At 69.9% G+C, this 24,636-nt stretch carries 22 protein-coding genes; 12 read left to right on the forward strand and 10 right to left on the reverse strand.

Annotated elements, in window-relative coordinates:
• The first annotated feature begins 44 nt into the window (after positions 1 to 44).
• Positions 45 to 476, forward strand: coding sequence for a MauE/DoxX family redox-associated membrane protein (locus KYK13_RS17155; protein WP_223645629.1), 432 nt, complete (start codon positions 45 to 47; stop codon positions 474 to 476).
• A 39-nt stretch (positions 477 to 515) separates the two neighbouring features.
• Positions 516 to 1,004: a tenascin-X gene (locus KYK13_RS17160; RefSeq protein WP_223645630.1), complete on the forward strand. Its 489-nt coding sequence runs from the start codon at positions 516 to 518 to the stop codon at positions 1,002 to 1,004.
• A 29-nt stretch (positions 1,005 to 1,033) separates the two neighbouring features.
• Here the strand turns inward: KYK13_RS17160 and KYK13_RS17165 are convergent, their stop codons facing one another.
• Positions 1,034 to 2,191, reverse strand: coding sequence for an alkaline phosphatase PhoX (locus KYK13_RS17165; RefSeq protein ID WP_223645631.1), 1,158 nt, complete (start codon positions 2,189 to 2,191; stop codon positions 1,034 to 1,036).
• A gap of 293 nt (positions 2,192 to 2,484) precedes the next feature.
• On the opposite strand from KYK13_RS17165, the gene KYK13_RS17170 reads away from it, so the two are divergent.
• From KYK13_RS17170 to KYK13_RS17190, 5 genes are all read left to right on the forward strand, one after another.
• A complete protein-coding gene (locus KYK13_RS17170; protein ID WP_223645632.1) occupies positions 2,485 to 2,838 on the forward strand; it encodes a hypothetical protein in 354 nt (117 codons plus the stop codon).
• Positions 2,839 to 2,895: 57 nt separating this feature from the next.
• Positions 2,896 to 3,498 carry a fimbrial protein gene (locus KYK13_RS17175; protein ID WP_223645633.1) on the forward strand — a complete coding sequence of 201 codons (603 nt, stop codon included), beginning with the start codon at positions 2,896 to 2,898 and terminating at the stop codon, positions 3,496 to 3,498.
• A gap of 222 nt (positions 3,499 to 3,720) precedes the next feature.
• On the forward strand, positions 3,721 to 4,347 hold the full coding sequence (locus tag KYK13_RS17180; RefSeq protein WP_223645634.1) for an SRPBCC family protein: 627 nt from the start codon (positions 3,721 to 3,723) through the stop codon (positions 4,345 to 4,347).
• A complete protein-coding gene (locus tag KYK13_RS17185; protein ID WP_223645635.1) occupies positions 4,347 to 4,676 on the forward strand; it encodes a helix-turn-helix transcriptional regulator in 330 nt (109 codons plus the stop codon). Before KYK13_RS17180 ends, KYK13_RS17185 begins: the two co-directional genes overlap by 1 nt.
• A gap of 107 nt (positions 4,677 to 4,783) precedes the next feature.
• Positions 4,784 to 5,299, forward strand: coding sequence for an OmpA family protein (locus KYK13_RS17190; protein ID WP_223645637.1), 516 nt, complete (start codon positions 4,784 to 4,786; stop codon positions 5,297 to 5,299).
• 139 nt (positions 5,300 to 5,438) lie between these two features.
• Here the strand turns inward: KYK13_RS17190 and KYK13_RS17195 are convergent, their stop codons facing one another.
• The 4 genes from KYK13_RS17195 to KYK13_RS17210 all read right to left on the reverse strand — a co-directional run bounded on the left by KYK13_RS17195 (position 5,439) and on the right by KYK13_RS17210 (position 10,564).
• Positions 5,439 to 7,133 (reverse strand): DUF4114 domain-containing protein, encoded by a 1,695-nt coding sequence (locus KYK13_RS17195; RefSeq protein WP_223645638.1) that lies wholly within the window; start codon positions 7,131 to 7,133, stop codon positions 5,439 to 5,441.
• 131 nt (positions 7,134 to 7,264) lie between these two features.
• Complete coding sequence (locus KYK13_RS17200) at positions 7,265 to 8,290, reverse strand: methyltransferase (RefSeq protein WP_223645640.1); 1,026 nt, start codon at positions 8,288 to 8,290, stop codon at positions 7,265 to 7,267.
• Positions 8,291 to 8,457: 167 nt separating this feature from the next.
• Complete coding sequence (locus KYK13_RS17205) at positions 8,458 to 9,285, reverse strand: crotonase/enoyl-CoA hydratase family protein (RefSeq protein WP_223645642.1); 828 nt, start codon at positions 9,283 to 9,285, stop codon at positions 8,458 to 8,460.
• 517 nt (positions 9,286 to 9,802) lie between these two features.
• Positions 9,803 to 10,564, reverse strand: a complete 762-nt coding sequence (locus KYK13_RS17210) for a hypothetical protein (protein WP_223645644.1) — start codon at positions 10,562 to 10,564, stop codon at positions 9,803 to 9,805.
• 289 nt (positions 10,565 to 10,853) lie between these two features.
• On the opposite strand from KYK13_RS17210, the gene KYK13_RS17215 reads away from it, so the two are divergent.
• On the forward strand, positions 10,854 to 13,253 hold the full coding sequence (locus tag KYK13_RS17215) for a M20/M25/M40 family metallo-hydrolase (RefSeq protein ID WP_223645646.1): 2,400 nt from the start codon (positions 10,854 to 10,856) through the stop codon (positions 13,251 to 13,253).
• Between the two features lie 32 nt (positions 13,254 to 13,285).
• On the opposite strand, the gene KYK13_RS17220 is transcribed toward KYK13_RS17215, so the two are convergent.
• On the reverse strand, positions 13,286 to 13,972 hold the full coding sequence (locus KYK13_RS17220) for a DUF72 domain-containing protein (RefSeq protein ID WP_223645648.1): 687 nt from the start codon (positions 13,970 to 13,972) through the stop codon (positions 13,286 to 13,288).
• Between the two features lie 219 nt (positions 13,973 to 14,191).
• On the reverse strand, positions 14,192 to 15,121 hold the full coding sequence (locus tag KYK13_RS17225) for a LysR family transcriptional regulator (protein ID WP_223645650.1): 930 nt from the start codon (positions 15,119 to 15,121) through the stop codon (positions 14,192 to 14,194).
• A gap of 106 nt (positions 15,122 to 15,227) precedes the next feature.
• On the opposite strand from KYK13_RS17225, the gene KYK13_RS17230 reads away from it, so the two are divergent.
• The 3 genes from KYK13_RS17230 to KYK13_RS17240 all read left to right on the forward strand — a co-directional run bounded on the left by KYK13_RS17230 (position 15,228) and on the right by KYK13_RS17240 (position 17,477).
• Positions 15,228 to 15,866, forward strand: coding sequence for a glutathione binding-like protein (locus tag KYK13_RS17230; protein WP_223645651.1), 639 nt, complete (start codon positions 15,228 to 15,230; stop codon positions 15,864 to 15,866).
• Positions 15,867 to 15,948: 82 nt separating this feature from the next.
• On the forward strand, positions 15,949 to 16,806 hold the full coding sequence (locus tag KYK13_RS17235; RefSeq protein ID WP_223645652.1) for an endonuclease/exonuclease/phosphatase family protein: 858 nt from the start codon (positions 15,949 to 15,951) through the stop codon (positions 16,804 to 16,806).
• 17 nt (positions 16,807 to 16,823) lie between these two features.
• The gene (locus KYK13_RS17240; protein WP_223645653.1) at positions 16,824 to 17,477 is read left to right on the forward strand and encodes a hypothetical protein; all 654 of its coding nucleotides are present in this window, start codon (positions 16,824 to 16,826) and stop codon (positions 17,475 to 17,477) included.
• Between the two features lie 42 nt (positions 17,478 to 17,519).
• Here the strand turns inward: KYK13_RS17240 and KYK13_RS17245 are convergent, their stop codons facing one another.
• Entirely contained in the window at positions 17,520 to 18,254 is a 735-nt protein-coding gene (locus KYK13_RS17245) for a DUF1361 domain-containing protein (RefSeq protein ID WP_223645654.1), read from the reverse strand.
• 197 nt (positions 18,255 to 18,451) lie between these two features.
• On the opposite strand from KYK13_RS17245, the gene KYK13_RS17250 reads away from it, so the two are divergent.
• Positions 18,452 to 19,858: a hypothetical protein gene (locus tag KYK13_RS17250; RefSeq protein WP_223645655.1), complete on the forward strand. Its 1,407-nt coding sequence runs from the start codon at positions 18,452 to 18,454 to the stop codon at positions 19,856 to 19,858.
• Positions 19,859 to 19,949: 91 nt separating this feature from the next.
• On the opposite strand, the gene KYK13_RS17255 is transcribed toward KYK13_RS17250, so the two are convergent.
• Both KYK13_RS17255 and KYK13_RS17260 read right to left on the reverse strand, forming a co-directional pair.
• A complete protein-coding gene (locus tag KYK13_RS17255) occupies positions 19,950 to 23,543 on the reverse strand; it encodes a VWD domain-containing protein (protein WP_223645656.1) in 3,594 nt (1,197 codons plus the stop codon).
• 169 nt (positions 23,544 to 23,712) lie between these two features.
• Entirely contained in the window at positions 23,713 to 24,636 is a 924-nt protein-coding gene (locus KYK13_RS17260; protein ID WP_223645658.1) for a hypothetical protein, read from the reverse strand.

Below are 24,636 nucleotides of genomic sequence, written 5' to 3' on the forward strand. Positions count from 1 at the left end.
GCGGGCGTTCGGAGGGACACAGGACGCCACCGGAGGTCTTCCCGATGACCGTGCCCTCGCAGCCCGCGGACAACGCCGGCCTCGCGTACGCCCTGGCCCGGGTGGGCCTGGGGCTCAACATCGCCCTTCACGGCCTCGTCCGCCTGCCGCAGCTCACGGCGTTCGCGGCGGGCATGCGCGACTCCTTCGACAAGAGCCCGCTGCCGCCCGCGTGGGTGTACGCGGTGAGCCTGGCCATCCCGGTGGCGGAGGCGGTGATTGGCCTGTTGTTGTTTCTGGGCGTGGAGGTGCGGCGCGTGCTCGTCGCGGGGGCGCTGCTGATGCTGCTGCTCATTGGCGGCGCCTGCTCCGCGCAGAACTGGAACGCGGCGAGCATCCAGATGACCTACCTGGGCTTCTACGTCGTCCTCCTCGCCACCGCCCATCACGACTCCCGCTCCGTGGATGCGTGGCGGCGGGCCCGTCGCGCGGGGTAGGTGTGCTATCACTGGGAGTCTCTTCAGCCGGGAGTCTCCGTGAAAGCACGTCTGTGGATGGTGTTCGCGTCGTTGTCGTTGGGCTTGCTTGCCGCCTGCGGCAACGTGGATGAAGCATCATTGACGCAGTCGGAGTCCGAGCTCGGCGCCGAATGTCCCTGTGGGGGCGTGGGCCCGTCGAACTGTCTGCCGTGTGCCTTCATCTGCGGCGACGGCGTCTGTGACTTCCGCCACGGAGAGTCCAGCGACAACTGCGCCGAGGACTGCCCTCCGCTTGCCTCCTGCGGCGACGGCTGGTGCAACAACGGCGAGACGTCCAGCACGTGTCCCCAGGACTGCGGCCCGGTCATCTGGTGCGGCGACGGTAGCTGCAACGGCGCGGAGACGTCCGCGACCTGCCCGCAGGACTGCAATGGCCCGTCCTGCGGTGACGGCCTGTGTGACTTCAGCGAGATGAACTGGTGCACGGCGGACTGCCCTCCGCCCTGCACCGGACCGAACTGCCCGCAGCAGCCGCAGAACCTGTAGCAGGGGTGGATGTGCTGGCGGCGGGGCCTTCAGCGGAAGGGCCCCGTCACCTCGAAGGTGATGCCATTGCCGCTGGCGCCGGTGGTGCCGCGCTGCGAGCTGAAGTACAGCCGCTTGCCATCCGGGCTGAACGCGGGGCCGGTGATCTCCGACGCGTTGTGCCCCACCAACTGGAGGAACGGCGCCACCACCCTGTCCGGCGTGATGAGGCAGAGCTCCAGGTTGCCGCCGTCCTCGGCCACGTAGATGTCGCCCGAGCGCGCCACCGTCACGTTGTCCACGCCGGTCAGCGGTGAGTTCGCGTAGAGGTCGTCGTCGTAGATGATCTCCAGCCGTGCCGTGGCGGGCGTGTACGCCCACACGCGGTTGTCCCCCTTGGTGGTGAAGTAGATGACGCCGCTGTCGTACCAGCAGCCCTCGCCCCCGTTGAACACGGTGGACTGGGATGCGTTGGACTGCTGCGACGCCGGCTGCGCCGGGGACACCGTCACCCAGCTCACCGCTGCGCCGGTGAGCGGATCCCCCGTCACCTTTGCCACGGCCAGCGTGCCCGTACTCAGCGAGGGGTATGCGGAAGGGGTGAAGCGGTAGAAGCGCCCGCTCGTGCTGTCCTCGGTGAGGTAGAGCCGCCGCTCCACTGGATCCACCGCCACGGCCTCGTGCGCGAAGGTGCCCAGCGCCGGCCGCACCGAGCCCTGGGACGGGCGCAGCGGGTCGCATTCCCAGACGCGGCCTCCGCTGTATTCCTCGCACGACAGCCACGTCTGCCACGGCGTGGGCCCGCCCGCGCAGTTGCTGCGTGTGCCAGACAGGATGCGGTACGCGTCCACCACCGCGCCGCTGCCGTCGAAGCGCAGCGCGCTGGCGCCGCCGGAGGTCATCTCGCTGTTGGACACGTACACCCAGCCGCCATCCCCGCTGGGGAAGCACGTGCCGCCGTCGGGCGCCGCGTGCCACGTGTAGCCCGTGGAGGCCACAGCGCTCCCCGAGCGCGCGACGATGCGGGACGTAAAGCCCGCGGGGAGCCGCACGCCCCGGGCATCCGCTGTTCCCGCCAGCGCGCCGTAGGGCCCGGGGCCGGGCTTCGCGGGGGCGGCGTAGGCGTTGCGCCAGAACGCGGGGCCCAGGACGAGGGCTCCACCTCCCAGCGCGGAGAGTCGAAGGAAGTGACGACGGTCCGGGCGCATCCGTGCTCCTCCAGGCAGAAGCGGAACAATGGGAGCGCGCAGCTTCACGTCCGCCGGCCCCTGGTGTCGCCACGTCGGCGTGAGAACGGGTTGACAGGCGCGTCACGGCGATGGGGGCAGGGTGGGTGGCGGTGCGGCGCGCGGAGGTGTTATCGCAGGGGGCCATGCGCTCTCGCCTCGCGCCGCTCGTCGCCTCCGCGTTGCTCGTTCCCGTGCTGACAGGCGCGTGCGCCAGCGGTCCATCGCAGCGTGCGGAGGAGCCCGGCGAGGAGCGCCTGCCGCGAAGGAGCCCCATGAATCCGGATGACCCCTCCCTCAAGCGCGGTGAGGCGCTGTTGCGCCATGGCACCGGCCGCGACGCGGTCCTGCCTGCCGAGCCGGCTCCCGCCGTGCAGGACCTCGGAGCCCGAGCAGGGTTCGGCCAGACCTGGACAGCGTGCTCGGCCCGGGCGTCGGTCTATCTGTTCGACGGCTACGACGAAGCAAGCCATGCGCAGGTGCGGCTGATGAAGCAGGTGCCCGAGGGAAAGCAGGGCGCCGGCACGGTCAACGGAGACTGGCTCGTGTGGGCAACCGCCGATGCGACGGACGAGGCCGGCCGCGACGTCATCGAACGGGTGGTCTCCGCCTTCGCAGGAGAGGAGTGAGGCCATGAATCAGACGACAGGGTGGGGCGCCTTCTTGCATCCGGGAGACGTGCAGGGATGAGCCCGCGCCCGGAGGGGGAAGGGCGTTCCGGACGGAAGGGATTCTTCATCGTCCTGGGCGTGATGGCTTGTTCGTTCCTGGGGATCGTGGCCGTCAACACGGTCCGCAACTTCGTGCGCTTCGGTCAGCGTGCCCGCGCGGCGGAGTGCAAGTCGAACCTGAGAGCCTGGTACAAGCGTCAGCAGGCCCACTTCCGAGACACGCGCACCTACGAGCCGGTCTTCGCGAAGGTGGGTTTCGCGCCCGAGCGTAACAACCGCTATGCCTACTTCGCGGGCACGGGGCCGATGGAGCTCCGCGGCACAGAGCGAAGCGACATCCCCGAGGGGGCGGTGGCCATCGGGGTGGACACCTTCCGGTTCACCTACCTGCGTCCCCTCGACGTGGAGGCACTTCCTCTCTCAGTGAAGGCTCGGCTCGGCGTCTCCGGCGAATGCCCCGCCTGCGACATCACCCTGGTCTGCGCGGGGAATACGGACGACGACCCGACCCTGGACCTCTGGATCCTCTCCACCGGTCCGCTGGACCTCCAGGACGTGAACGGAGATGCCGCGGAACCCGGTGTCCCCGTGCAGCTCGTGGACGACACCCAGGAGTGACGGCTTCGCCGCCGTCACTCGGTGTGGCTCGGAGCCCCTCCGCTCATGCGCGAACCACCCGCGTAGCACGCGTTCTCGGTGTGCAAGGCGCTGTGGATCGACGAGCCCTCGTACGTCCTCCAGTTCGTCTTGCTGGAGCGCGACTGAGGGAGGGGGTTATATTAGGATTGACTAATATGAGTGCGGACTGTAGTGATTCCGGTGAACGGAGGAGGTCCGCACATGCTTCACCAGCTCATTGGCGCCCAGTTCCGCACCTGCGTGGAACGCGATCACGAAGGCAAGCCGGCCCACGTGGTGGTCGCGCAGCGCGTGTACCCCACGGACATCGAGGACCTGTGGGACGCGGTCACCAACGCCGAGCGCATCCCGCGGTGGTTCGCGCCCGTCGAGGGAGCGCTGCACAAGGGCGGCCGCTATCAGATCAAGGGGAACGCGGGCGGGACGATCACCCGCTGTGACAAGCCCTCGGCGTTCGATCTGACCTGGGAGATGAACGGAGGGATGAGCTGGGTGACCGTCCGTCTGACGCCGGAGGGCAAGGGCACGCGGCTGACGCTCGAGCACATCGTGCACAGCGCGGACGTGGAACAGTTCTGGAGCCAGTTCGGTCCCGGCGCCACGGGCGTGGGATGGGACCTGGGCTTCCTGGGCCTGGGCGAGCACCTCGCAACCGGCAAGGACGTGGCCGCGGAGGCCGCCGCCTCCTGGGTTGCCTCCGACGAGGCCAAGGCGTTCATGCGAGCGTGCGCCCAGGCCTGGGCCGACGCCCACGTGGCGGCCGGGGAGGCGCCGGACGTGGCACGGGGGATGGCCGAGCGCACGGCCGCGTTCTATACCGGGGGCTGATGCACGCCTTCGACGTCCTCGGTGATCCGGTCCGCCGCCGCATCCTGGAGCTGCTCGCGGAAGGCGAGCACGCTTCGGGTGAGGTCGTGGAGGTCATCCAGCGAGAGTTCGGCATCACCCAGTCGGCCGTCTCGCAGCACCTGAAGGTCCTGCGGGACAACGGCTTCGCCACGGTGCGGGTGGACGGCGCCCGGCGCCTCTACGCCGTGGACGCCGCGCCGCTGGCGGAGGTGGACGCCTGGCTGGACCGCTTCCGCGCGTTCTGGACGCCCAGGTTGGACGCCCTGGCTACAGAAGTCGCGCGGGGCAAGAAGAAGCGCGGCGGCTAGCGAGCAGGCGCGCCACGCGGGCACACCTTGTCGCTGGACGCGACGCGCGTCCCTCGGCAGCCTCGGGCTCCGGCTCCCTTTCCCCTGGAGCCCAAGGAGTTCCACGAATGAAGCTCAAGGCGCTCTGCATCGCCGTATCGCTGCTGGCCGTCCCGGGCGTGGCCGCCGCGCAAAGCCCTTTCGATTCCATCAAGAAGGCCGCGGGCGACGCCGGCAAGTCCACCGTCGAGAAGCGCGTCAACACGAAGCTGACGGAGGAGGCGAAGAAGAACCAGTGCAGCTTCAAGACGGGCACCGCCGAGCTGGCGCCCGGCTGCGACGCGAAGCTCAAGAAGCTGACCAACGTCCTCATCGACGCGAAGAAGCAGCTCGTCGCCGCTGGCGTCAAGAGCTACAAGTTCGAGGTCTCCGGCCACACCGACTCCACGGGTGACGCCGCGAAGAACAAGACGCTCAGCGAGCAGCGCGCGGAGACCATCGTCAAGGAGCTGGTCGCGCGCGGAATCCCCCGCGGCGAAATCACCGCCGTGGGCTACGGCTCCGAGCGCCCCCTGGAGAAGCCGGACAACACCGAGGCGAAGAAGGCGAAGAACCGCCGCTACGAGCTCCAGGTCCGGCTGTAATCCCTCTCACGGAGGACCGAGGGCGGCGTCCCTGGCGCCGCCCTTGCCATTCCAGACGGGCGCACGACTAGACTCCCTCCGTGGCAGGGGGATGCCAGGAAAGGCCGTGCGAAATGAATGAGGCCGAGGTGGACCTTGCTCAGGGGGACCTGGGGACAAGGACGTAACCCACGTCCACGTTGCTGATGGTGGGCAGGCAGGTCGGGCTCGTTCCGGCCATGCTGGCCTTCCAGCAGAGCTGGTTGCCCGGGAGGCTGGAGACATCGAGGATGACTTCCTGGGCTCCCGCGGGGAACGTCACCGGCTGCCAGGTGGGCGTGAAGTTGCGAATGCAGAAGTCCTGGCTGTCGCACACGCGGCAGTCCGTGGCCACCGCATACGAAATGGCGGCGCTGGCATCACAACCGGAGTCCAGCGCGTCGTCCTTGCGGAAGCGCACCTGGGAGATGGCGCACCAGGGCAGCATCGTGCGGGTGCCGGGATACCTCACGTACGACCTCACCTCGCTGCTCACGTCTCCCCGGAACTGGAAGACGGCGTCATTGAAGTCCCGGTCGCCGCCCCCGCTGAAATCCTCGAAGGCCAGGAGCCAATTCCGCGGGGTGTCGCTGGGCGCCGCCAGGATGACGTGGGGCATGTTGCCGTTGCCCGAGACAGGAACGACGCGGGCTTCCATGGGAAGCGAGGTGTTGCCGTAGGGCGCCGTCCCGAGCCGGGTCAGGGCTTCCGGGTCCAGCCAGCCGCAAAGGTTCTGGCCGGTGGCCGCGACGGCACATGCACCGCTGCGCGGGTTGGGCTGTTCGGGGAGGCACTCCTCTGAGTACGCGCATCCGATGTTGCGGGCCGCGACAGGCGACTTGCCCACGGGGTCCTGGTCCAGGTTCCACTTCGCTCTGGAGAAGAACACGGATGTGGAGGTCTTCAGGTGCAGGGTGCACTGCCCGTTGGCCGCCTTGCGCAGACACGGATACACCCGGCCCTCATCAGGGCTGGTGACGGCGTCGTTCGCGACGACCAGGTAGAAGACGAGCTCCCGTTCCGCCTTGATGGCTCCCAGGTCCACCGTCTGTCCACTCCCCGGGAAGAAGACGGGGTGGCCCAGTCCTCGGTAGTTGTTCAATGCGTGAGCGGGCTCCAGCAGGTTGGGGATGCGCGCGTAGAGCCCATTGTCCGAGAACCCCGTCCTCGGGACGGCGACCATGTTGCTTCCCACCACGTCGACTCTCACGTCGGGGTGCGTGCCGGGGCGGGCGTCCGGCAGGAGTGCGCCGGACGTGAAGGTGCTGTCACAGCCCTCCCTCAGCGCCAGATCGGGCTGGCTGTAGGTGAAGCCTCCCGAGGTGAAGGCCTTGTTGCAGCGCCGGGTCGCGCCCACGTATGGGCGGGCCTGGGGGCCGGTGGCGGGGGCGAGGTTGTAGATGTCCTCCTGCAGGTCCGCGATGCCATTGCCGTTGGAATCCCGCAGATTGCCATTCAGGTCGAGGTAGCCCCGCGTGATGAGCTCATCCACGTAGAGGTAGCCCAGGGAGGGGCGCGTGCCGGAGGCGTCATGCACATACGTGGCGGTCACCCGCTGGTTCACCGGGAGCACGATGCTTTCAGCGGACGTGAGCGCCAGTGGCGGGGTGGCGCGCAGCGTCTGCTGCGGTGTGAGCGTCATCTGCTGCAGGTACTCGAAGGACTCCTCCGAGAAGGGCGGCTCCCAATCGGCTTCCAGGTCGAGATTGTAGCAACCGGGCTGCGACGTTTGGGCGCTGGCCGGTCCTGGGAACGCCACGGACAGCAAGGTGCCCCAGGCCATCAAGCCCAGGACGTGAAGGGAATGCAGGCGCACGAAGTGACTCCTCGGTGGAAGGGGCTGGCTGAATGGGACGGGCAATGCCTGACGTCATCTGACAACAGGCGGCGGGCTGGGATGTCCTGCCCGTGCAGTCGCTCACTCCGCGCGACCCGCCGCGCCGCTGCTCAGCCCTTCACCGCTTCGATGATGCTGCTCCCGCTCTGGGTGGCGATGAGGCGCTCCACCTTCCAGGAGGTCGCGGTGAGCAGCGAGTAGAACTCCTCGCGGGTGCGTTCACGCCCGCTGGCGACCACCAGCATGTTGAGGTCCATCAGGTGGGTGGGGTCCGGGTTCCGGTTGTCCGGAATCACCAGCTCCACCACGAAGAGCCGCGCGCCGGCAGGGGCGGCCTCATGGAGCCGGCGCAGGATCGTCGTGGAGACGTCGTCATCCCAGTCGTGGAGGATGTGCTTGAGCAGGTAGGCCTCGGCGGCGGGGATGCCGGGCTCGAAGAAGCTCCCGGCCACCACCTCCACCCGGTTGGCGAGTCCGCGGGACGCCAGGACGGGCTTCGCGCTCTCGGCGACCTGGGGCAGCTCGAAGAGGATGCCCCGGCAGGACGGGTGGGCGCGCAGCACCTGCGCCAGCAGGTCGCCGTGGCTTCCTCCAATGTCCGCCACGCGCGCGAAGCGGGCGAAGTCGACGTGGTGCGCCACCTCGCTGGACACCATCTCGGACCAGTTCCCCATGGACCTGGCGAAGTGCTCCGCCTCCTCGGGGTTGCGCGCGAAGTGTTCCCAGATGTCGCAGCCGAGCGCGGCCTGCACCGGAGAACTCCCGGTGCGGATCGCGTCGGTGAGACGCCCCCAGGGCAGCCAGTGCGACGGGCTGGCTTGGGTGATGGCCAGCTCCCGCAGCGAGCCGGGGACGTTCGAGCACAGGCCTTCGCCCATGGCCGTCAGCGCGAAGGTCCGCTCGGCGAAGGCCACGAAGAGGCCCGCGGCGAGGCCGCCGCGCATCAGCCGGAACAAGGCGTCCGGGTGGACTCGCAGCTCGGCCGCCAGCGAATCACTGTCGCGAGGACCTCCCGCGAGCTTGTCCGCGATCCCCAGCAGCGCCACCGTGCCAACGACCTGGGTGCGCCAGTAGCTTGTGATGGCCGCGTGCAACTGCTGCGTGGGGGACGGTGTTTCGCCGAGCGTGGAGTCCATGGCGTGACTCTAATCCCGTTTCTTTCAGCCGGCGCCCCATTGCCTGCGGTGGGGTGCCGGCTGGATTTGACCCGGGATGCGACTGGCGGATGACGCCTCCCGCCGTCCCTCCGGCGCGGCTCAGCGTCTAGCTGGGGCGGATTTCGTGGCGGACTTGTCCGCGCGTGTCAGCGTCCCTGGAAGCGGGGCGGGCGGCGCTCGGCGAACGCGGAGAAGGCCTCCGCGAAGTCGTGCGATTGGAGGAAGGCCGAGTTCCACACCGCCACGTAGCGCAGCCCGTCCGCGATGGATTTGTCCGCGCAGTACTCCATCACCTGCTTGGCGCCCTGGACCACGAGCGGCGGGTTGTCCGCGATGCGCCGCGCCGTCGCGCGGGCCTCCGTGAGCAGGGCCTCGGGGGAGGGGAAGACCTCGTTGACCAGGCCCATGCGCAGCGCGCGCGCCGCGTCCACGTCGCCGCCGGTGTAGGCCAGCTCGCGCGTGTTCCCCTCGCCAATGATGCGCGGCAGCCGCTGGAGCGCGCCCAGGTCCGCGACGATGCCGACCTTCACCTCGCGCAGGGAGAACTTCGCCTCCTGCGAGCAGTACCGGAAATCACACGCGGCGATGAGGTCCATGCCCCCGCCAATGCACCAGCCATGCACCGCGGCGATGACGGGCTTCCTGCACCGGGCCAGCCCCTCCGTCGCCTGCTGCATGTCGCCAATCAGCTTCAAGAGCTTGCCGCGCTCCAACGCCAGGTTGCTCTCGCCGGCGAGCAGCGGCCCCAGGGACTCCATCATCCCCATCAGGTCCAGGCCGTAGGTGAAGTTCTGGCCTTCGCCCCGCACCAGCACCACGCGCACGGCGTCGTCGGAGTCCAGCGCGCGGAGCACCTCGGGCATCTCCCGCCAGAAGTCGGGGCCCATGGCGTTGCCCTTGCCCGGCCCGGTGAGCACCACCTCGGCGACCCCGTCGCCCTTCTCGATGCGCAATGACTTGTATGTGCCGTCCATCCGTTCCCTCCTGGCGAAGTGTGCGGACGGCACTTGAGCAGATACCGCGGCGTCGACCGTGGGTGTTTTGATGGCGCTGCAATTGTCCGCCCTGCGTCGACATTGAGTTCATCCACTATGTAGCTTTGCAGGAGTAGCGCGGCAGCCGTGCAAGGCAGGCACTCGTGAAGGCAAGCAAGCTCGCTTCGTTGGCAGCGGCCCTGGCTGTGTTCGCTTCGCTGACCATTCCGACGTCCTCGGAGGCAATGGGTGTGTGTGACCTTGACCCGGACACCAGCTATTACAGCTGGTTCGCGCACACCTTCGGCATGTGTAACGTGGGTGGTGACGCTGGCACCGGTGCTCCTGTCATGAGGATGGGGATGACAATGCGGGCCGCGTGGCTTTCCGCGCGAGGCCAATGGCATCCTGCATTCCGGAGCTGACGTTTCCCCTGGGCTCCCGTACGCGAAACCCTCCCGGCGACAAGGGATGGCCGCGCCTCCCGGCGAAGAGAGGCGCGGCGCACGTCTGGGCTTCAGCAGCCCGTCTTGAGCGTGGTCGTCGTCGTCCCGGTCCGGTCCGTGAGGATATATTTGGTGGTGGACGTGGAGATGAAGAGCTCCGCGCCCGCGACCCCATCCGAGTTGCACGCCGCGGTGATCGTGAAGTTGGTGCTGAACGCGTAGTACTGCGAAGTGCGGCTCGAGTCGTGGATGATGGAGATGCCCTGGCCGGAGCTGTTCTGCGCCACGACGACGATGTCCGCGCCCGCGACGCCGTTCGTGTCGACCACCGTGTTGATCTGATACGTGCCGGAGAACGGATAGAAGGTGCTGTTGGCGCTCCGGTGCCGGATGACGCTGACGCCGCCCGCCGCGGCCGTGACGATCTCCGCGCCCGCGACTCCGTCCGTGTCGCTCACGTTGACGATCGAGAAGTTGCCGGTGAAGCTGTAGAAGCTCGACGTCCCCTTCTTGTCGGTGATGACGCTGATGCCGCCGCTGGTGACGACCACCACCTCCAGGCCCGCCGTCCCATCCAGATCCATGGTGGCGTTGTTGACGGCGAAGCTCCCTGTGAAACTGTAGACCTTCGTCGTGCCCTTCGACGGGTGGTAGATGGAGATGCCCGTCAGGCTGGTGGTGAGCTGGTCGGTGGTGCCGTCGCCATCGAAGTCGCCGCTGACGGTGAGCGCCGCCTCCTGCGCCGCGGGGGCCGGTGACTCCAACGGCTCCTCGGACGCGCCTCCACACCCCAGCGCGAGCGTGGCCACGAGCGCGGCCCCACGCATGCCCATCCACCGCCACATCCCATTCATTCGTGACACATTCTTCATGATGCCCCCCTTGAGGGCTCGCGAGAGCCCGGGGTGAATGCTGTCATGTCCACGGATAGAATGGAAATCGAGGCGGCGGATCAGCGCTCGGCAGTTTGAGGTGGAGCGCCGCCGGCCGGCTCGCCCTGTCTCATGGCCCGGGGCAGGGCGGGTGACACCGTCGTGTGCGCCGGATGCGGGGTGACGTAGAGTGGCCGCGGATCCGCGCCCCGCGCTCCCCGGACGAGGGGCGCACTTGAAGGACTGAGCCATGAGCGACCCCGCCGCGACCGCGGGCCTGGAACGGAATGCCTCCCTGCGCGCGTCGTGGCTCGCGCGGTGTGTGACCGCGGTGCTCGGGCTGGGCGTGGTCCTGCTGGTGCTGCGCGCAAGCCCGCTGCCGGAGCCGGTGCCTGCCTCGGCGCCCGGGGAGCGGTTCTCCGCCGCGCGCGCTCGGGAGCACCTGCGCTTCATCGGCGCGGAGCCTCACGCGATTGGAACGCCGAGGCACGCGGCGGTGCGCGACTACCTCCAGGCGCGCCTGGGCGAGCTGGGCGCCGAGGTCCAGCTTCAACGGGAGGCCGTCTTCGCGCCCGCGCAGGGGGTTCCCCGTCCCGCGGCGAACGTGGAGAACATCGTCGGCCGGCTGCGCGCGAAGGACGGCGCGAAGGGCACGACCGTGATGCTGGTGGCCCACTACGACTCCGTGCCCACGGGCCCGGGCGCGTCCGACAACGGGGCCGCCGTCGCGTCCATCCTGGAGGTGGCGCGGGCACTCCAGCAGGGGCCGGCGCTCGCGGGCGACGTGCTGTTCCTGTTCACGGACGCGGAGGAGCAGCACCTCCTGGGCAGCACCGCCTTCGCGGCGTCGCATCCCTGGGCCCGCGAATCCGGCGTCATCCTCAACGTGGATGCGCGCGGCAACGCGGGGCCGCTCCTGATGTTCGAGGTCTCCCCGGGCGGCGGCTGGCTCGTGCGCAGGCTCGCCGAGGAGGCCCCGGACGTGGGCGCCGGCTCGCTCTTCACGGCCGTGTACCAGCGCATGAAGAACGCCACGGACTTCACGGCGCTCCGGCAGGGGGGGTGGCAGGGGCTGAACTTCGCCAACGTGGAGGGCACGCAGGCCTACCACTCGCGCAAGGAGACCGTGGACGTGGTCTCCGACGGGCTCCTCCAGCAGCAGGGCGACACGCTGCTCGCGCTCACCCGGCGCATCTCCCGCGAGGCGTCCGTGCCCCAGGGCGAGGAGCTCATCTACTTCAACGCGGGCCCGCTGCGCGTCCACTACCCCAGGGCCTGGGCCGTCCCGCTGGCGCTCGTCTGGGTCGGCCTCTTCGTGTTCGCGGTCTTCCGGGCGCGCCGGCGCAAGCAGTTGCGCGTGTGGGCCGTGTTCCGGGAGGCGGCGGTGCTGTTGGTCGTGGGCTTCCTGGCCAGCAGCCTGACGAGGCTCTCGTGGCCGCTGCTGAAGGTGCTCCAGCCCGCCTTCCGCGCCGTCAGCCGTTCGGAGACGCAGGACAACGCGCGCTTCTTCCTCGCGGTGGTGTTGCTGGTGATGGCGGTGATGGGCGTGGGGCTGTTCCTCCGCCGGCGCGCCCCGGTGCTGGAGCTGGCGGCCGGCGGATGCGTGCCGTGGGCGGTGCTCTGCGTCCTGGTGAGCGTCGTGCTGCCGGGCGCGAGCGCGCTGTTCCTCTGGCCCCTGGCGGGCATGGTCGTGCTGCTCCTGTGGCTGGGAGGCCGTGGGGCGCAGCCGCTCACGCCATGGCACGTGCCGCTGTGGGGCCTGGCGGCGCTGCCGCTCCTGCTGCTCTTGCCGTCCGTGCTGGCCACCTTCTTCACGGTGCTTCCGCTGGAGCGGGCCGCGGTGCCGTCCGACCTGGTGATGCTCGGCATCTGCCTGCTCGCGCCCGGCTGGCTGTGGTTGGCGGGCCGGGCGCTGCCGTGGGCCTCGGGCGGGGCCGCGCTCCTGGCGCTGGGCCTGCTGGTGTCGCTCGCCGTGGGCCAGCGCTTCGACGCGAAGCAAGCGCGTCCCTCGGGCGTGCTGTACCTGGTGGACGCGGATGCGAAGACCGCGCGCTGGGTGTCCTCGGATGCGGTGCTCAACGACTGGACGCGGGCCTACCTGGGCAACGCCCCGAAGCGTGAGGCCGTGGACGCGTTGCCGGAGGTGAAGGGGCCGTTCTGGAACGCGCCCGCGCCCGCGCCGGGGGACGACATGCGCGGCCCCGCTGTCGATTCACGAATGGAGCCGGGGGAGGGCGGGCGCCGGAAGGTGGCGCTCCACATCACTCCCTCCCATCCGGACGCGGCCTTCGTGGACGTGCAGGTGCTGCCCGGGGACGCGGTGGCGTCCGTGCGGCTCGCGGGCCAGCAGGCCTCGGGTGACGTGCTGCGGACTCGCGACGCGGCCCAGGGCGTGCTGCTGCGCTACTGGGTGCCGTCCGCCGAAGGCTTCGACCTGGAGCTGGAGCTGATGGCCGGTGCCAGTCCCACCGTGAGGGTGGGGGAGCACACCTATGCGATGCCCGCGCCGGTGACGCAGGGGCTGCCCGCGCGCCCGGAGGACACCATGCCGGTGCCCTTTGGTGAAGGCCTGGACGAGGGCACGCGGGTGACGCGCACGCTGCGGCTGGAAGCGGCGGCCCCAGCGGTCTCTCCCAGCCCCACGCCCTGACCGCCGGCGTCTCTCTGGAGACAGCCGCGGGCTCAGCGCGGCGCACGTGGACCGTCGAGTCGCAGCAACGTCAGGGCATTCGGGAGGGCCGCCCCTTCGGCCGTGTTGTCGAAGATGCACCACACGCGCCGGCCGGCCTGCTCGTGGCTGGCGATGTCCGCTGCCAACGTCTCCAGGTACGGCTGTGAATAGGCCGAGGAATACATCTTCGGCGAGCCATGGAGCCGGTAGTAGACGACCTCCGCGTCAGGGACGGGAGGCACCTCCACCGCGGGCGGATCCGCCCGGACGTAGCGGATGCGGGCATCGTCCAGCGTGCGCCGGGCCTCGTCCGTGGCCCAGCTCCGGTGTCGGGGCTCGCAGACGATGTCGACTCCGGTCCGCTCCCGCAGGGCCTGGAAGAAGGCGCGCGCCGTGCCGGGCTCGTGCGGGAGGCTGGGCGGCAACTGCACCAGCAAACATCCCAGCTTCGCCTCCAGGTGGCCCGCCTCCCCCAGGAAGCGTTCGAGCGGCTCCCGCGCGTCGCGCAATCTCAGCTCGTGGGTGATGACCTTCGGGACCTTCACCGCGAAGCGGAACGCCTCCGGAACGCTGTCGCGCCAGCGGGCATAGGTGCCGGGCCGGTGCGGCCGGTAGAAGGACGAGTTGATCTCCACGGCGGGGAGGACGCGCGCATAGCGCTCCAGGTGGGTGCCCGTCGTGGGGAAGTGCTCAGCCATCGCACTCGACAGGCTCCAGCCGGCACAGCCGACGTGACAGCGTTCGTGGACATGCGTGGACGGTCCCTGGCGCATGCCGGGAATCTGGGCACGAGAGGTCGTGACGGCATGGGCGCTGTCGAGCGGGCTCCGCCGATGGTGAAAATCGTGTGCGCGCCCGACTGGGCCATGGTGTCAAGCCCTCGCCGGAGGACCACGCCTGGGAGGAGCTGGGACCCTTCATCCCGCCGCGAGCCCCCGGGGCACCGTGGGCTCGAGCGCGGCGAAGAGGCGGAGCGCGGCGTCTCCGATCTCCTTGCGCCAGGCCATCCGCCAGGGCCGCCGCAGGGGCCCGGACGCGAGCCGCTTCACGACGAGGTCGCCCTTGCCCAGGTGCGGAGTGGTGATCCACTCGGAGAGCACCGCGATGCCCAGGCCCGCGCGGGCCACGTCGAGGATCGCCTCCGTGAGCGGCAGCCGCTCCATGCGGAGCCGGGGGCGCTCGCGGCCGAAGACCTGCGACATGAACCAGTGCGACTCCGCCGCGGGCGTCTGCCCCGCCAGGAGCGTGTTCTCACGGAGGTCCTCCAGGGTGAGCGCCCGTCGGGAGGCCAGCGGGTGTGTCGCGGCCACCACGAAGACAATCTCATCCGAGAAGAGCGGCCGTACCTCCAGCCCGGCGCGAGGCACGGATGACGTCGTGAGGAGCGCCACGTCGAGCTCTCCCGCCACCAGCGCCGGAACCGGGTCCCGGGTGTGCTCCACCGCCAGGGACAGGTGGAGGCCCGGCAGGCTCTTGCGCAGCGTCACCAGCACGGACGGCAGCCAGTGGTACGCGGTGTAGCACTCGCACACGAGCCGGAGGCGGATGGACGGCGCCACTGGCGCGCGCACGCGGTGCTCCAGGTCGCCCAACTCCACGAGGAGCCGCGTGGCGCCCTCGACGAGCTCCTGTCCCGCGGGCGTGGGCACCAACCCGCGAGGGGTCCGGTCGAAGAGCCGCGCTCCAAGCCGCTCCTCCGCGGAGAGCAGGGCGCGGCTCACCGCCGGCTGCGTGAGGTGCAGGACCTCCGCGGCCCGGGCCGTGGTGCCCGCGGAGGCCAGGGCCAGCACCACGCGCAGGTCGCGCACGTCGAGGCGAGGGGAGGGCGGAGGAGCAATGTCATCCATGCATCGAGCCTATGCAAACGATGCGTTGGACGCATCCCTCCCGGAGGCGGAGAGTGTGCCCCGTCGTTCAGCGAAGGCCCACGTTTGACGTCCTGGAGGACATCCCATGCAGCTCTATTTCTCTCCCCTGGCGTGCTCCGCCGCGACCCGCATCTGCTTGTACGAAGCGGGGGCGGAGGCGGCGTTCATCGAAGTCGATTCGAAGACGAAGCGGACGCATGACGGAAACAACTACCTGGAGGTCCATCCGCTGGGGCTCGTGCCCGCGCTGCGCACCGACGACGGCGACGTGCTCACGGAGAATGCCTCCATCCTGCAATACCTGGCGGAGACGCTGCCCCAGGCGGGCCTCGCACCCGCGGACAGCCGGGGGCGCGTGCGGCTCCGGCAGTGGCTGTCCTTCATCGGCACCGAGCTGCACAAGGCGACATTCGCCCCACTGCTCGACGCCTCGGCGAACGAGGGGGCGAAGAGCTACGCCCTGGAGAAGGGGGCCGGACGGCTCTCCTACCTGGAGAAGCACCTGGCCGGCCGTGAGTTCCTCCTGGACCGCTTCAGCGTCGCGGACGCGTACCTGGTGACGGTGCTGAACTGGCACGTGGCCACGCCCATCGATCTGTCGAAGTGGCCCGCGCTCCTCGCGTACTTCGCACGGTTGCAGGACCGGCCCAGCGTCGCGAAGGCCTTCCTGGAGGAGCGGAAGCTCTATGGGGCCGAACTCGAAAGGCGCAAGGCGCGCACGTAGAGCGCGGGTCCCTGGGCAGGCGAGCAGCCAGTGCCGCCGAGAGTCGTGCAATTTCGGGCGGCACATAATGTTCGTGTGGGTGATGAGCAAGTCCCCGCGGTGCAACAAGGCTCGCCCGGTCGCTTCACCGCTGTGGGCCCTCCTGGTGCTCGGTCTGCTGACCGGGTGTCCGCTGATGGCCAGCTACCCCGACGAGGCCGGGCCTCGCTACGGCGGGGATTACCGGCCCGTCGTCCCCACCGCCACCGGGGCTCCCTCCTCGGTCACCGTGGTGACGTACAACCTCGCCTTCGCCGAGCACGTCACGGAGGCCATCACATCCCTGTCGAGCCCTCCGCTCGCGGGGGCGGATGTCATCGCGATGCAGGAGATGGACGCGCCCTCCGTGGAGCGGATCGCGAAGGAGCTGGGGCTGGCCTATGTCTATTACCCGGCCTCCGTGGCGAAGGACGGCGATGACTTCGGCAACGCGGTGTTGAGCCGCTGGCCCATCATCGCGGACAAGAAGATCAACCTTCCCCACGACGACCCGTATCACCAGCAACACCGCATCGGCGTCGCCGCGACGGTGGACATCCAGGGGACTCCCTTCCAGGTGGTCTCCGTGCACGGCGCGACGCCCATCGTCGGGTTGGGAGCGAGGCTGGACCAGGCGGAGACCGTCATCCACGCGGTGGAAGGCGCGGCGCCGTCGCAGGTCATCGCAGGTGACTTCAACACCTCCGACCCGGGCAGCCTCAAGCAGACCGTGAAGCTGTTCACGGACTGGGGCTTCACCTGGGCCTCCGAGGGCGCGGGGGACACCGTGGACTCCATCATCGGCAAGCTGACGCTCGACTCCGTCTTCACCAGGGGGCTCACTCCGGTGGCGCGCGGCGTGGACGAGCGTCCTTCCGGGAGTGATCACCAGCCGGTGTGGGTGCGCTTCGCATGGCCGTGATGACACCGAGGCACGGCATGAAGGCGCTGGGGGCGGGGGCGCTGCTCCTCGTCGCCCCCGGCTGCATGAGCGGGGCGCGGAACCTGGGCGCGGCGACGACGCCCGTGGGGACGACCGAGGTCGGCGTCTCCGTCAACACGATTGCCTTCGAGCGCGGCCGGGAGCGGGCGTATCTGCCCAACCCCGAGCTCACCTTCCGCAAGGGGGCTGGCGAGAACTGGGATTGGGGCGGCCGCCTCACGCTCCTGGGACTCGAGCTGGGGACCCGGCATCGGCTCGTCGAGCGTTCGCCCTGGACCCTGTCACTCGCCCCAAGCGTGGGCGTCTTTTACGTGCCCGTCACCAACAACTCCACGGAGCCGGTCAACTTCCGGCTCGGCGCGCAGGCGCTGGTCGACTACCGGCTCAATGCCAGGTGGACCCTCACCGGGGGCGCGTCGCTGATGGGAGGCTTCGCGGGCCCGCTCACCGTCTTCCAGGGCCGGTTCGCCGGCGCGAGCCTCCTCGTTTCTCCCGGAGGCTCGCTGGGTGTCGCGTACCGGCTGACGCCGTCCATGGAGCTGCGCGCCGAGGGCGGCCTCGAGCTGCCGTTCGACGTGCGCGAGGGCCGTCGTCACCCGGGCGGCTATGCCGGGCTGACGCTGCGGTGGGGACACACCGGCCGTCATTGACGCAAAAGCCATCGTGAGCCAGCCGCGTCAAGGGGGCCCACGTCAGTCCTTCCGTGCCGGCCAATCCCTTTCGGAGCGCATGTCGCATCCGGGCTCCGGTGGGGCGCGCTGGCGGAACCGGCGGGCGGCGAGCGCCTCATAGGCGGCGTAGGACAGGGGTACGAGCAGGGCGAAGAAGAGCGTGACCGGGGGCAGGGCGCGGTGGGCCAGCGGATCCCTCACGTGTGAGGCCATGGCCGCGAGGAGGCGCCCCGGCTCCGAGAGCACGTCCCAGCTGTTCCAGCGCTCCACCCGGCCCAGGTAGATGCCATAGCCACACAGGACGGACGTGACGGCGACGAAGGCCCACGCCGCCTTGCGTCCCCAGCGCTCCTCCAGCCACCGCTTCCAGATTTCCAATGACAGCAGGCCCAGCATCCACCCGATGGCGGCGAACAGGGCCAGCAGGGCGGCGTCGAACCAGAGCGGAACCACGGGCCGCTGACGCAGGTGGATGAAGTCCGTGACGAGGTAGGGCGCGTTGGGAAACAGCGCGAGCCAGCCCAACGCCAGCGGTGTCAGGAGCCACGGCCGGTCCAGGCCTCGCGCCATGAGCACCCGCGCGACCAGGGCCAGGGTGTAGGGCGCCCACGCGAGGAACAGGTTCCACGACAGGAAGGCGTAGCTGGCGCGCTCGCTCCAGTCGAGCCGGACGGCCAGCAGGTCCACCGCGAGCATGCTGCAGACAATCGCGGGCAGCAGGCCATGGCCGCACGGGGGGGAAGGAGGTCTGGACATGGTGGCGTGTGGCGAGCCAGCCGCGCCCCGTGGCGGAATGACCACGGAGGAAGCGGCCCCGGGAAGGGCGTGGAGCCGGGTGCGCCGTCGATGGAGCCTTCGGCCTGGGCTTGGAGCAATGCGCGGGCCAGCACCCTGCGTGCGAGGCGAGGGAATTCTGGGAGAGACTGGGCCCCGTCCCGTTCCCCAGGTGAGTCATGGTCCACGCTCCAGTCCTGCTCGCGGCGCTGATGCTCGCGGGCGCAGCGCCCGCTCCGGATGAAGCCGCGATGTGGAAGGCGATCTTCTCGCTGGAGCAGCCCGTCCCCGCGGTCCGAGCCAGCTCGGAGGCCACGCTGCTCAAGGGCGGCGCCACGGCCTACGGCGTCCTGGCGAAGGTCGCGCGGGTCGGGGGGATGGAGCAGGCCCTGGAGGCCATGGGTCACCCCTCCTCCTGCAGCTTCACCGTCCAGCAGCGCTTCCGGGAGATGCAGCCGAACCGCGCGTCGCTGTCATCGAGGGCCGCGGAGCTGCTGGGACGGATGCTGGCGGAGGACGCGACCCTCCGGCAGAAGGCGCAGCGGTCCGAGGACCCCTTCGACCGGGGATTGGCCCTCGCGGCATCCGCCCGGACCCCCGCGACGCAAGTGGATGCCTTGATGGCGATGCGGATGGAGCCCGACCCGAAGCTGCGGCTGTGGGCGACCTCGTTCGCCGAGTGCTTCACGCGCCTGGCCGCGAAACGGGACGACGGCTCCGAGGAGGCCTTGAGCGCCGCGTCGCGCGAGCTGGAGGAGCTGGCGGACGCGGTGCGGGCGCCCCTGCGGTGCGTTGAACCCGAGGAACTGGAGCCGGTCCTCGTGGAGGAGCTGGTCAAGGGATTGGCCACGCCCTCGGGGTGGTCCGGGACCGATGACTCCATGAGGTTCTACGTGCGGCGTGAGAACGGCGAACGGGTGGAGCTGAGCGCCGCGTGCGCGGTGGCGGCCTATGACGCGGCGGCGGCGAAGGGCACCTACGAAGAAGGATTGATCATGAGCATCGCCACCATGATGCAAGGCGATTGGAAGCTCCGGCAGGCCGCGGGACAACGGCTCGCGCGCGACCTGGAGCACGTGCCGGAGCAGAAGCGCAACCGGACGGCCGCGGAGCTGGTGATCGCGGGCCATGAAGTGAAGAAGAAGGTGACCTTCGACGCCTCGAGGCTCGACTGGAACCAGGTCGAGCTGGAGGCCGCCGTGCGGCAGGGCAACCCCGAGGCCAGGGCCGCCATCCAGAGGCTCATCCTCTGCCGCAACGGGGTGGATCAACGGGACCTGTCCCTGCTGGGCTACGCAGGGACGAAGGCGGCGGCGGACAAGGCGTATGAGCTCGCGCAGAAGTGTCCCCAGGGGAAGGCGTCGGCCGTCGCGGCGCTGGTGCGGTTGAAGGACCCCAGGGCCGTGACGCTCCTCTCCCAGGCGATGGCCGACTGGGGCTTCGACCAGGAACCGCTGAAGCGGGCCATCTTGGAGTCCTACACCCCGAAGCTGGGGGAGCAGTTGAAGGCCATGGATGCCAGGGGCAGTCCGCAGGTCCGCTCCATGCTGCAGTTTCTGAGGGCCGCGGGCGTGATGAAGCCGTGATGCAGCGTCAGGAGGGCTGAGGCGTCACACAGCAAGGCCCCGGACGCGCTCGGGCGGTCCGGGGCCTTCGTGCTTCAGCAGCCGTATCCGGCTACTTCACCGTCACCCGCCAGGTGGGGCTCTCCGTGGTGCCACCCTGGCCGTCCTCGGCGAGGACCTTCCAGAAGTAGTCCCGGCCGCCCTCCAGCGTCGCCGTCCTGGACTGCTCGGCCCCCACCTTGGTGCAGGCGGCGAAGGTGAAGCGCGTGTTCACGTTCCAGACGCAGTGCCGGTAGGAGACCATGTCGCCGTCCTTGTCGTACGCCTCCTTCCACTTGAAGGTCGCCGCCGACGACGTGACGGTGTTCTCCTGCGGCGACACCAGCGCCGGCGACTCGGGCGGCAGGTTCCGGCCCAGCTTCTCCGTGGTGATGAACGTGCCGGCGAAGCCCGGCTCACCCGTCGATGACACGTCCTGTACGCACTCGCGCCGGCGCTCCTCCGACACGCCCTTGCACAGCGCCTCCGCCTCCTCCAGCGGGAGGGCCTTCAGCGGATCCACCACCGGAATGCCCACGGGCGCCTTCGTGATGCGGCACTGGTCCGCCTTGTATTCCGGCCAGCCGCGCAGCGTGTACGACGCGGTGGAGTACCCGGAGGCGTAGTCGAAGAGGGACGTCTCCTTCGTCACCCGCCAGGACTCGCCGAACTTCTCGTACAGCCCGACGTGCCGGTCCGTCAGGTCCCCGGGGAGCGCCCCCAGCTGCGACCCATCCGACAGCGTGGGCAGCCAGTTGCCCGGGGCGATGGGGCCCAGCAGGCCCTCCGTGGCGCGCGCCTGCTCCACGCCGATGTTCATGTACCAGAGGTGATAGTGCGCCCACCAATCCACCGTGATGGTGATGCGCGTGCCTCCCGGTGACTCGATGCGGATGCCGCCGCTCGCGGGCGTGGACGTGATGCGTCCTCCGGAGGGCAGCAGCAGCTCCTTGTCCAACGTCACCGGCTTGCCGTCGACGCGCAGCTCCAGCAGCTCCGGCTTCTCCACGTTCATCTGGTAGCTGATGCGATGCGGGCCCACGCGCGCCGCCACCGCCGTGGTGATGCTCACGCAGCCCGTCAGGCCGGTGTGCTCATCCGGCCCCACGGGCTGCTCGGTCTGCACCGGCGTGTGGCGCGCCTGGAGCTCCAGGTCCAGGTCGCGCAGCAGCACGTACTCGCCCGCGCCCTGGAAGTCGTAGCGCACGCCGTCCACCGTCGTCAGGTGCGGGTCGCCCCACGTGGAGGGATTGCCGCCCAGGATCCACCGCTTGATGGTTTCGATGTCCGTCCTGCTCAGCGGCGGGCCCCCACACGGCATCATCCCGAACGGGCAGTCCTCGGACGTGCGGGTGATGCGGTCATACAGCGGGCCCGCGAGGCTGGTGGCGTAGAGGACGGCCTTGTTGAACGGCGCCAGGAGCGGGCTCACGCCCGGGCTGCTCTGGTCCTCGGCCAGGTTCAGGAAGGTGCTGTGGTTCTTGTACGGCGGGTAGTCCAGCCCGCCGTGGCACTCGACGCAGCCCTTGTTGAAGATGCGCTGCACGTCCGTGTACGTCGGGACGGCGTTCGCGGCCGGCAGCGAGGCCAGCGAGGCGTTCACCGCCGGAATCAGGTTGGCGCAGGTGTAGGGCGCTGACAGGCCGGGGAAGGGGTCCGCCGTCAGGCTGGCGGAGAGCTCCGTCTGGAGGGCGCTCTGGTACGTGCTGAACACGTCCGCGAAGCCGTAGGCGCGCGAGCGGCCACGCACGCCCATGGACCACTTGTCCACCGACACGCCCAGCGGCTCCAGGAAGTATCGATAGAGCGTCACCGGATCGGTGTTGTCGTTGTACCGCTCGCGGTCCACGAGGATGCCGCCCATGACCGTCGCGTCGGGGCCCGGATTGTCGATGGGGCGGCGGAACACCTCGCCCCGCAGCCGGGACAGCGACGCATCCGTCGACGCGCTGGTCGCCGCGCCGTACTGCGCGATGAGGCCATTCACGGTCGTTCCGGTCACCAGGTACACGTCGCCCGTGCGGCTCAGGTTGAGCTTTTCGATATCGGCCTTGCGGCGCGGGATGCTCTGGGTGCGCGCCAGGGTGTTCGCGCGCAGGGCATTGATGCTCATGCCGTTGCGCGACGTGAAGAACGCCTGGTCCACCGCCAGGCCCGCGGGGGTGCTCTGCACCGTGTTCAGCGACGCGTTGATGCTGAGGCAGCCCTGGGTGATGGCCAGGGCCACCGGGCGCGGGTCGACGTACACGCTGCCGGTCGCCCAGCGATGGCTGGCGAGCTCGTCGGCGATCCGCCGCTGGTTGAGGCTGCCGTCCAGGCCGCCCAGCAGGTCGAACAGCTGCACGCCGCGCCCTTCGTCAGAGGAGATGGGCGAGTCATGGAACAGTGTGACGGACGCGCCGCCCCGGGGAACGGTCGTGAGCGCGCCGGTGCCCGCCAGCCCGTCGAAGGAGTACGCCGTCGCGATGGTCGCGGTCCCCGACGGTGCGGGCTCCGTCGTCACCGGGGCCGACGTGTCGAAGGAGAAGCGGGGCGTGCCGTCGCCGGGGCCGCCCCGGTAGCGCGTGATGAGGTGGGGGCTGCCCGCGGGCAGCCGTCCCGGCGGCTGCAGCCGCAGCTGTTCGATGAGCCGCCGCACCTCGGGCTGTGTCCGCCACGTCCAGGGATTGAAGAGCTTGCGGAACGCGGCGGTGTCCACCGAGCCCTGGTAGAGCCGGTCCCGGTTGAAGGGGAGCATCCCGCCCCAGCTGTCGTACGGGTCCCAGTTGGGCTTGTTCTTCGTCTTGACGAGGCCCGGCGGAACGCCGTCCGTCCCAGGAGTGCCCGTGCGGTTGAGCACGTTGCGCGTCGAGTGGCAGCTCGAGCACTTCACGTCATCCTTCTCGATGTGGCGCGAGCGAGGAGGGATGGCGCCCATCTGCGGGATGGACGTGAGGATGATCTCATGGAAGCGGAAGTTCTTCGTCGCCTCGTCCCACTGCATGTACTCGATGACGTCCGGATGCGAGCCCGGATAGGACGCGTGCGGCGCGGGCCCGATGGAGAAGACGGACCGGGCGTTCTTGCTGGCGAGCAGGAGGCGCGGGTGCTCCGCCGTCCCCGTCTGGAGGCTCTCCGAGCGCGCCATCAGGATGGGGCTGGCCCGGTACTCGTCCGGCAGGGCGCTGATGAAGCGGGCCACGGTGTTCGTCGCCGCGTTGATGGGGTCGTTGAGGTACGCCTCGATCTCCTCCGGCGTGATGGCGCTGGCGTTGGCGACGGGGATGGGATTGACGGTGCCCGCGGCGAGCCGGAAGACCGGCTTCACGGAGCGCGCCACGTTCATGGTCAGGGTGCAGGTGCTGGCCGTTCCCGTGCAGTCCGGTGTGGACGTCAGGTCCGCGTCCAGGTCGATGTTCCAGCCCGCGAAGGTGGAGCCCGCGGACGGCGTGGCGGTGAGGGTGACGCTGGCGGTGGATGCGTACGTCTCGTCACAGTCGCTGGCCGGGTTGGCGGTGCAGTTGATGCCCGTCGCCGTGACGGTGCCGGAGCCAAGCCCCAGGGGCATGACCCGGAGCGCCGCGGCTTCGGCGCTCGCCGCGCCCAGGGAGGTTGCGAGGACCAGCGCGCCCAGGGCTGGGCGGATGTGGGGCCAGGGGAATGAAGCAATGAGTCGGTGACGTCTCATGCGGGGACCTCCGTGGGAGTGCCCACGGACGCTGCAAGGCGATGGCCGCGCTCAACCGCCTGGAATCACCCCCCCCGCGCCCACGCCCCCGTGGCCTGGGAGGCCACAAGCCCACTCGGATGTGGCCCCCCCGGCAACACCTGGCCCCTGGCCTGGCGGGAACGCTGCTTCAGGGGCTCCAGCGAGCCCGGCGCACCACCCATGAGCTGCCGCCGCGCCCGTCGCGCACCACGGCCCAGAACGTCACCTCCTGGGCCGCCGCGCCCTCGGCCGGCTCCCACTCCACGCGGTGCCGTCCCTGCTGGCCACCGATGTCCGCGCCGCCCGTCTCCGACAGGTTGAACTTCCCCAGCGTGCTGTACCAGCCAATGACCCACGCCTCCTTGAGGTGGATGGCCTCCAGCCGCAGGCCCGGCACCACGTAGTCCTCCTCCCGGTCCGACACGTCGTCGACCGTCACCACGAAGGGGCCCGGGCCGCTCAGCTCCAGGGGCTCGTTCTCCGGCCAGGGCACGTCGTCCACCCGCAGGCCCGGGAGCACCGGCTGCACGTTGGCCTTCATGCCCTCCACCACCGGGCACCAGAAGACCATCAGCTTCTGCGCGTAGACCTCCTCGCTGCCCGCGGACACGCGGAGGACGAGCGGCATGCGGATGCCTCCCAGCCCCTTGTACGAGTCCTCCTCCAGCACGCGCTCCAGCAGGAGCCTGTCCCCCGCGACCCGGGCCGCGCCGGGGCGGATGGGGAGCGTCAGCTCGCCCGCGGTCGTGGTGCCCTCCGCGAGCAGCACCCGGTCCGCCACGGTCGCGCACGTGCGGTCGGCCTGGGCCGCGCACGCCCACAGCGCATACTGGATGGGGCGCCCCTCTCCGGCGGGATCCACCAGCAGCGCGCGGTACGTCACCTCCGCCGCGAGCTCGTCGAACGCCTCGGGCGTCTGCTCGCAGGTGGAGGCGATGAGCTCCGGCTGCTCCGTGGAGACGCCGAGCACCCGCAGGTCATGCACGTTCGACGGCTTGTCCTCGGGGTCCACGCAGGCGACGGCCGCCAGCCCCCACAGCAGCAGGACTCCGGCGTTGAGCAGGGTCTTCAT

Origin of the sequence: Corallococcus sp. EGB, from assembly GCF_019968905.1 — a bacterium.
Classification (GTDB): Bacteria; Myxococcota; Myxococcia; order Myxococcales; family Myxococcaceae; genus Corallococcus.

Bases quoted from the DNA above. Each gene is read 5' to 3' on its own strand.
- KYK13_RS17155 (WP_223645629.1), top strand. From the start codon at position 45: ATGACCGTGCCCTCGCAGCCCGCGGACAACGCCGGCCTCGCGTACGCC.
- KYK13_RS17165 (WP_223645631.1), bottom strand. From the start codon at position 2,191: ATGCGCCCGGACCGTCGTCACTTCCTTCGACTCTCCGCGCTGGGAGGT.
- KYK13_RS17170 (WP_223645632.1), top strand. From the start codon at position 2,485: ATGAATCCGGATGACCCCTCCCTCAAGCGCGGTGAGGCGCTGTTGCGC.
- KYK13_RS17175 (WP_223645633.1), top strand. From the start codon at position 2,896: ATGAGCCCGCGCCCGGAGGGGGAAGGGCGTTCCGGACGGAAGGGATTC.
- KYK13_RS17180 (WP_223645634.1), top strand. From the start codon at position 3,721: ATGCTTCACCAGCTCATTGGCGCCCAGTTCCGCACCTGCGTGGAACGC.
- KYK13_RS17185 (WP_223645635.1), top strand. From the start codon at position 4,347: ATGCACGCCTTCGACGTCCTCGGTGATCCGGTCCGCCGCCGCATCCTG.
- KYK13_RS17190 (WP_223645637.1), top strand. From the start codon at position 4,784: ATGAAGCTCAAGGCGCTCTGCATCGCCGTATCGCTGCTGGCCGTCCCG.
- KYK13_RS17200 (WP_223645640.1), bottom strand. From the start codon at position 8,290: ATGGACTCCACGCTCGGCGAAACACCGTCCCCCACGCAGCAGTTGCAC.
- KYK13_RS17205 (WP_223645642.1), bottom strand. From the start codon at position 9,285: ATGGACGGCACATACAAGTCATTGCGCATCGAGAAGGGCGACGGGGTC.
- KYK13_RS17210 (WP_223645644.1), bottom strand. From the start codon at position 10,564: ATGGGCATGCGTGGGGCCGCGCTCGTGGCCACGCTCGCGCTGGGGTGT.
- KYK13_RS17215 (WP_223645646.1), top strand. From the start codon at position 10,854: ATGAGCGACCCCGCCGCGACCGCGGGCCTGGAACGGAATGCCTCCCTG.
- KYK13_RS17220 (WP_223645648.1), bottom strand. From the start codon at position 13,972: ATGGCTGAGCACTTCCCCACGACGGGCACCCACCTGGAGCGCTATGCG.
- KYK13_RS17225 (WP_223645650.1), bottom strand. From the start codon at position 15,121: ATGGATGACATTGCTCCTCCGCCCTCCCCTCGCCTCGACGTGCGCGAC.
- KYK13_RS17230 (WP_223645651.1), top strand. From the start codon at position 15,228: ATGCAGCTCTATTTCTCTCCCCTGGCGTGCTCCGCCGCGACCCGCATC.
- KYK13_RS17235 (WP_223645652.1), top strand. From the start codon at position 15,949: ATGAGCAAGTCCCCGCGGTGCAACAAGGCTCGCCCGGTCGCTTCACCG.
- KYK13_RS17240 (WP_223645653.1), top strand. From the start codon at position 16,824: ATGAAGGCGCTGGGGGCGGGGGCGCTGCTCCTCGTCGCCCCCGGCTGC.
- KYK13_RS17245 (WP_223645654.1), bottom strand. From the start codon at position 18,254: ATGTCCAGACCTCCTTCCCCCCCGTGCGGCCATGGCCTGCTGCCCGCG.
- KYK13_RS17250 (WP_223645655.1), top strand. From the start codon at position 18,452: ATGGTCCACGCTCCAGTCCTGCTCGCGGCGCTGATGCTCGCGGGCGCA.
- KYK13_RS17255 (WP_223645656.1), bottom strand. From the start codon at position 23,543: ATGAGACGTCACCGACTCATTGCTTCATTCCCCTGGCCCCACATCCGC.
- KYK13_RS17260 (WP_223645658.1), bottom strand. From the start codon at position 24,636: ATGAAGACCCTGCTCAACGCCGGAGTCCTGCTGCTGTGGGGGCTGGCG.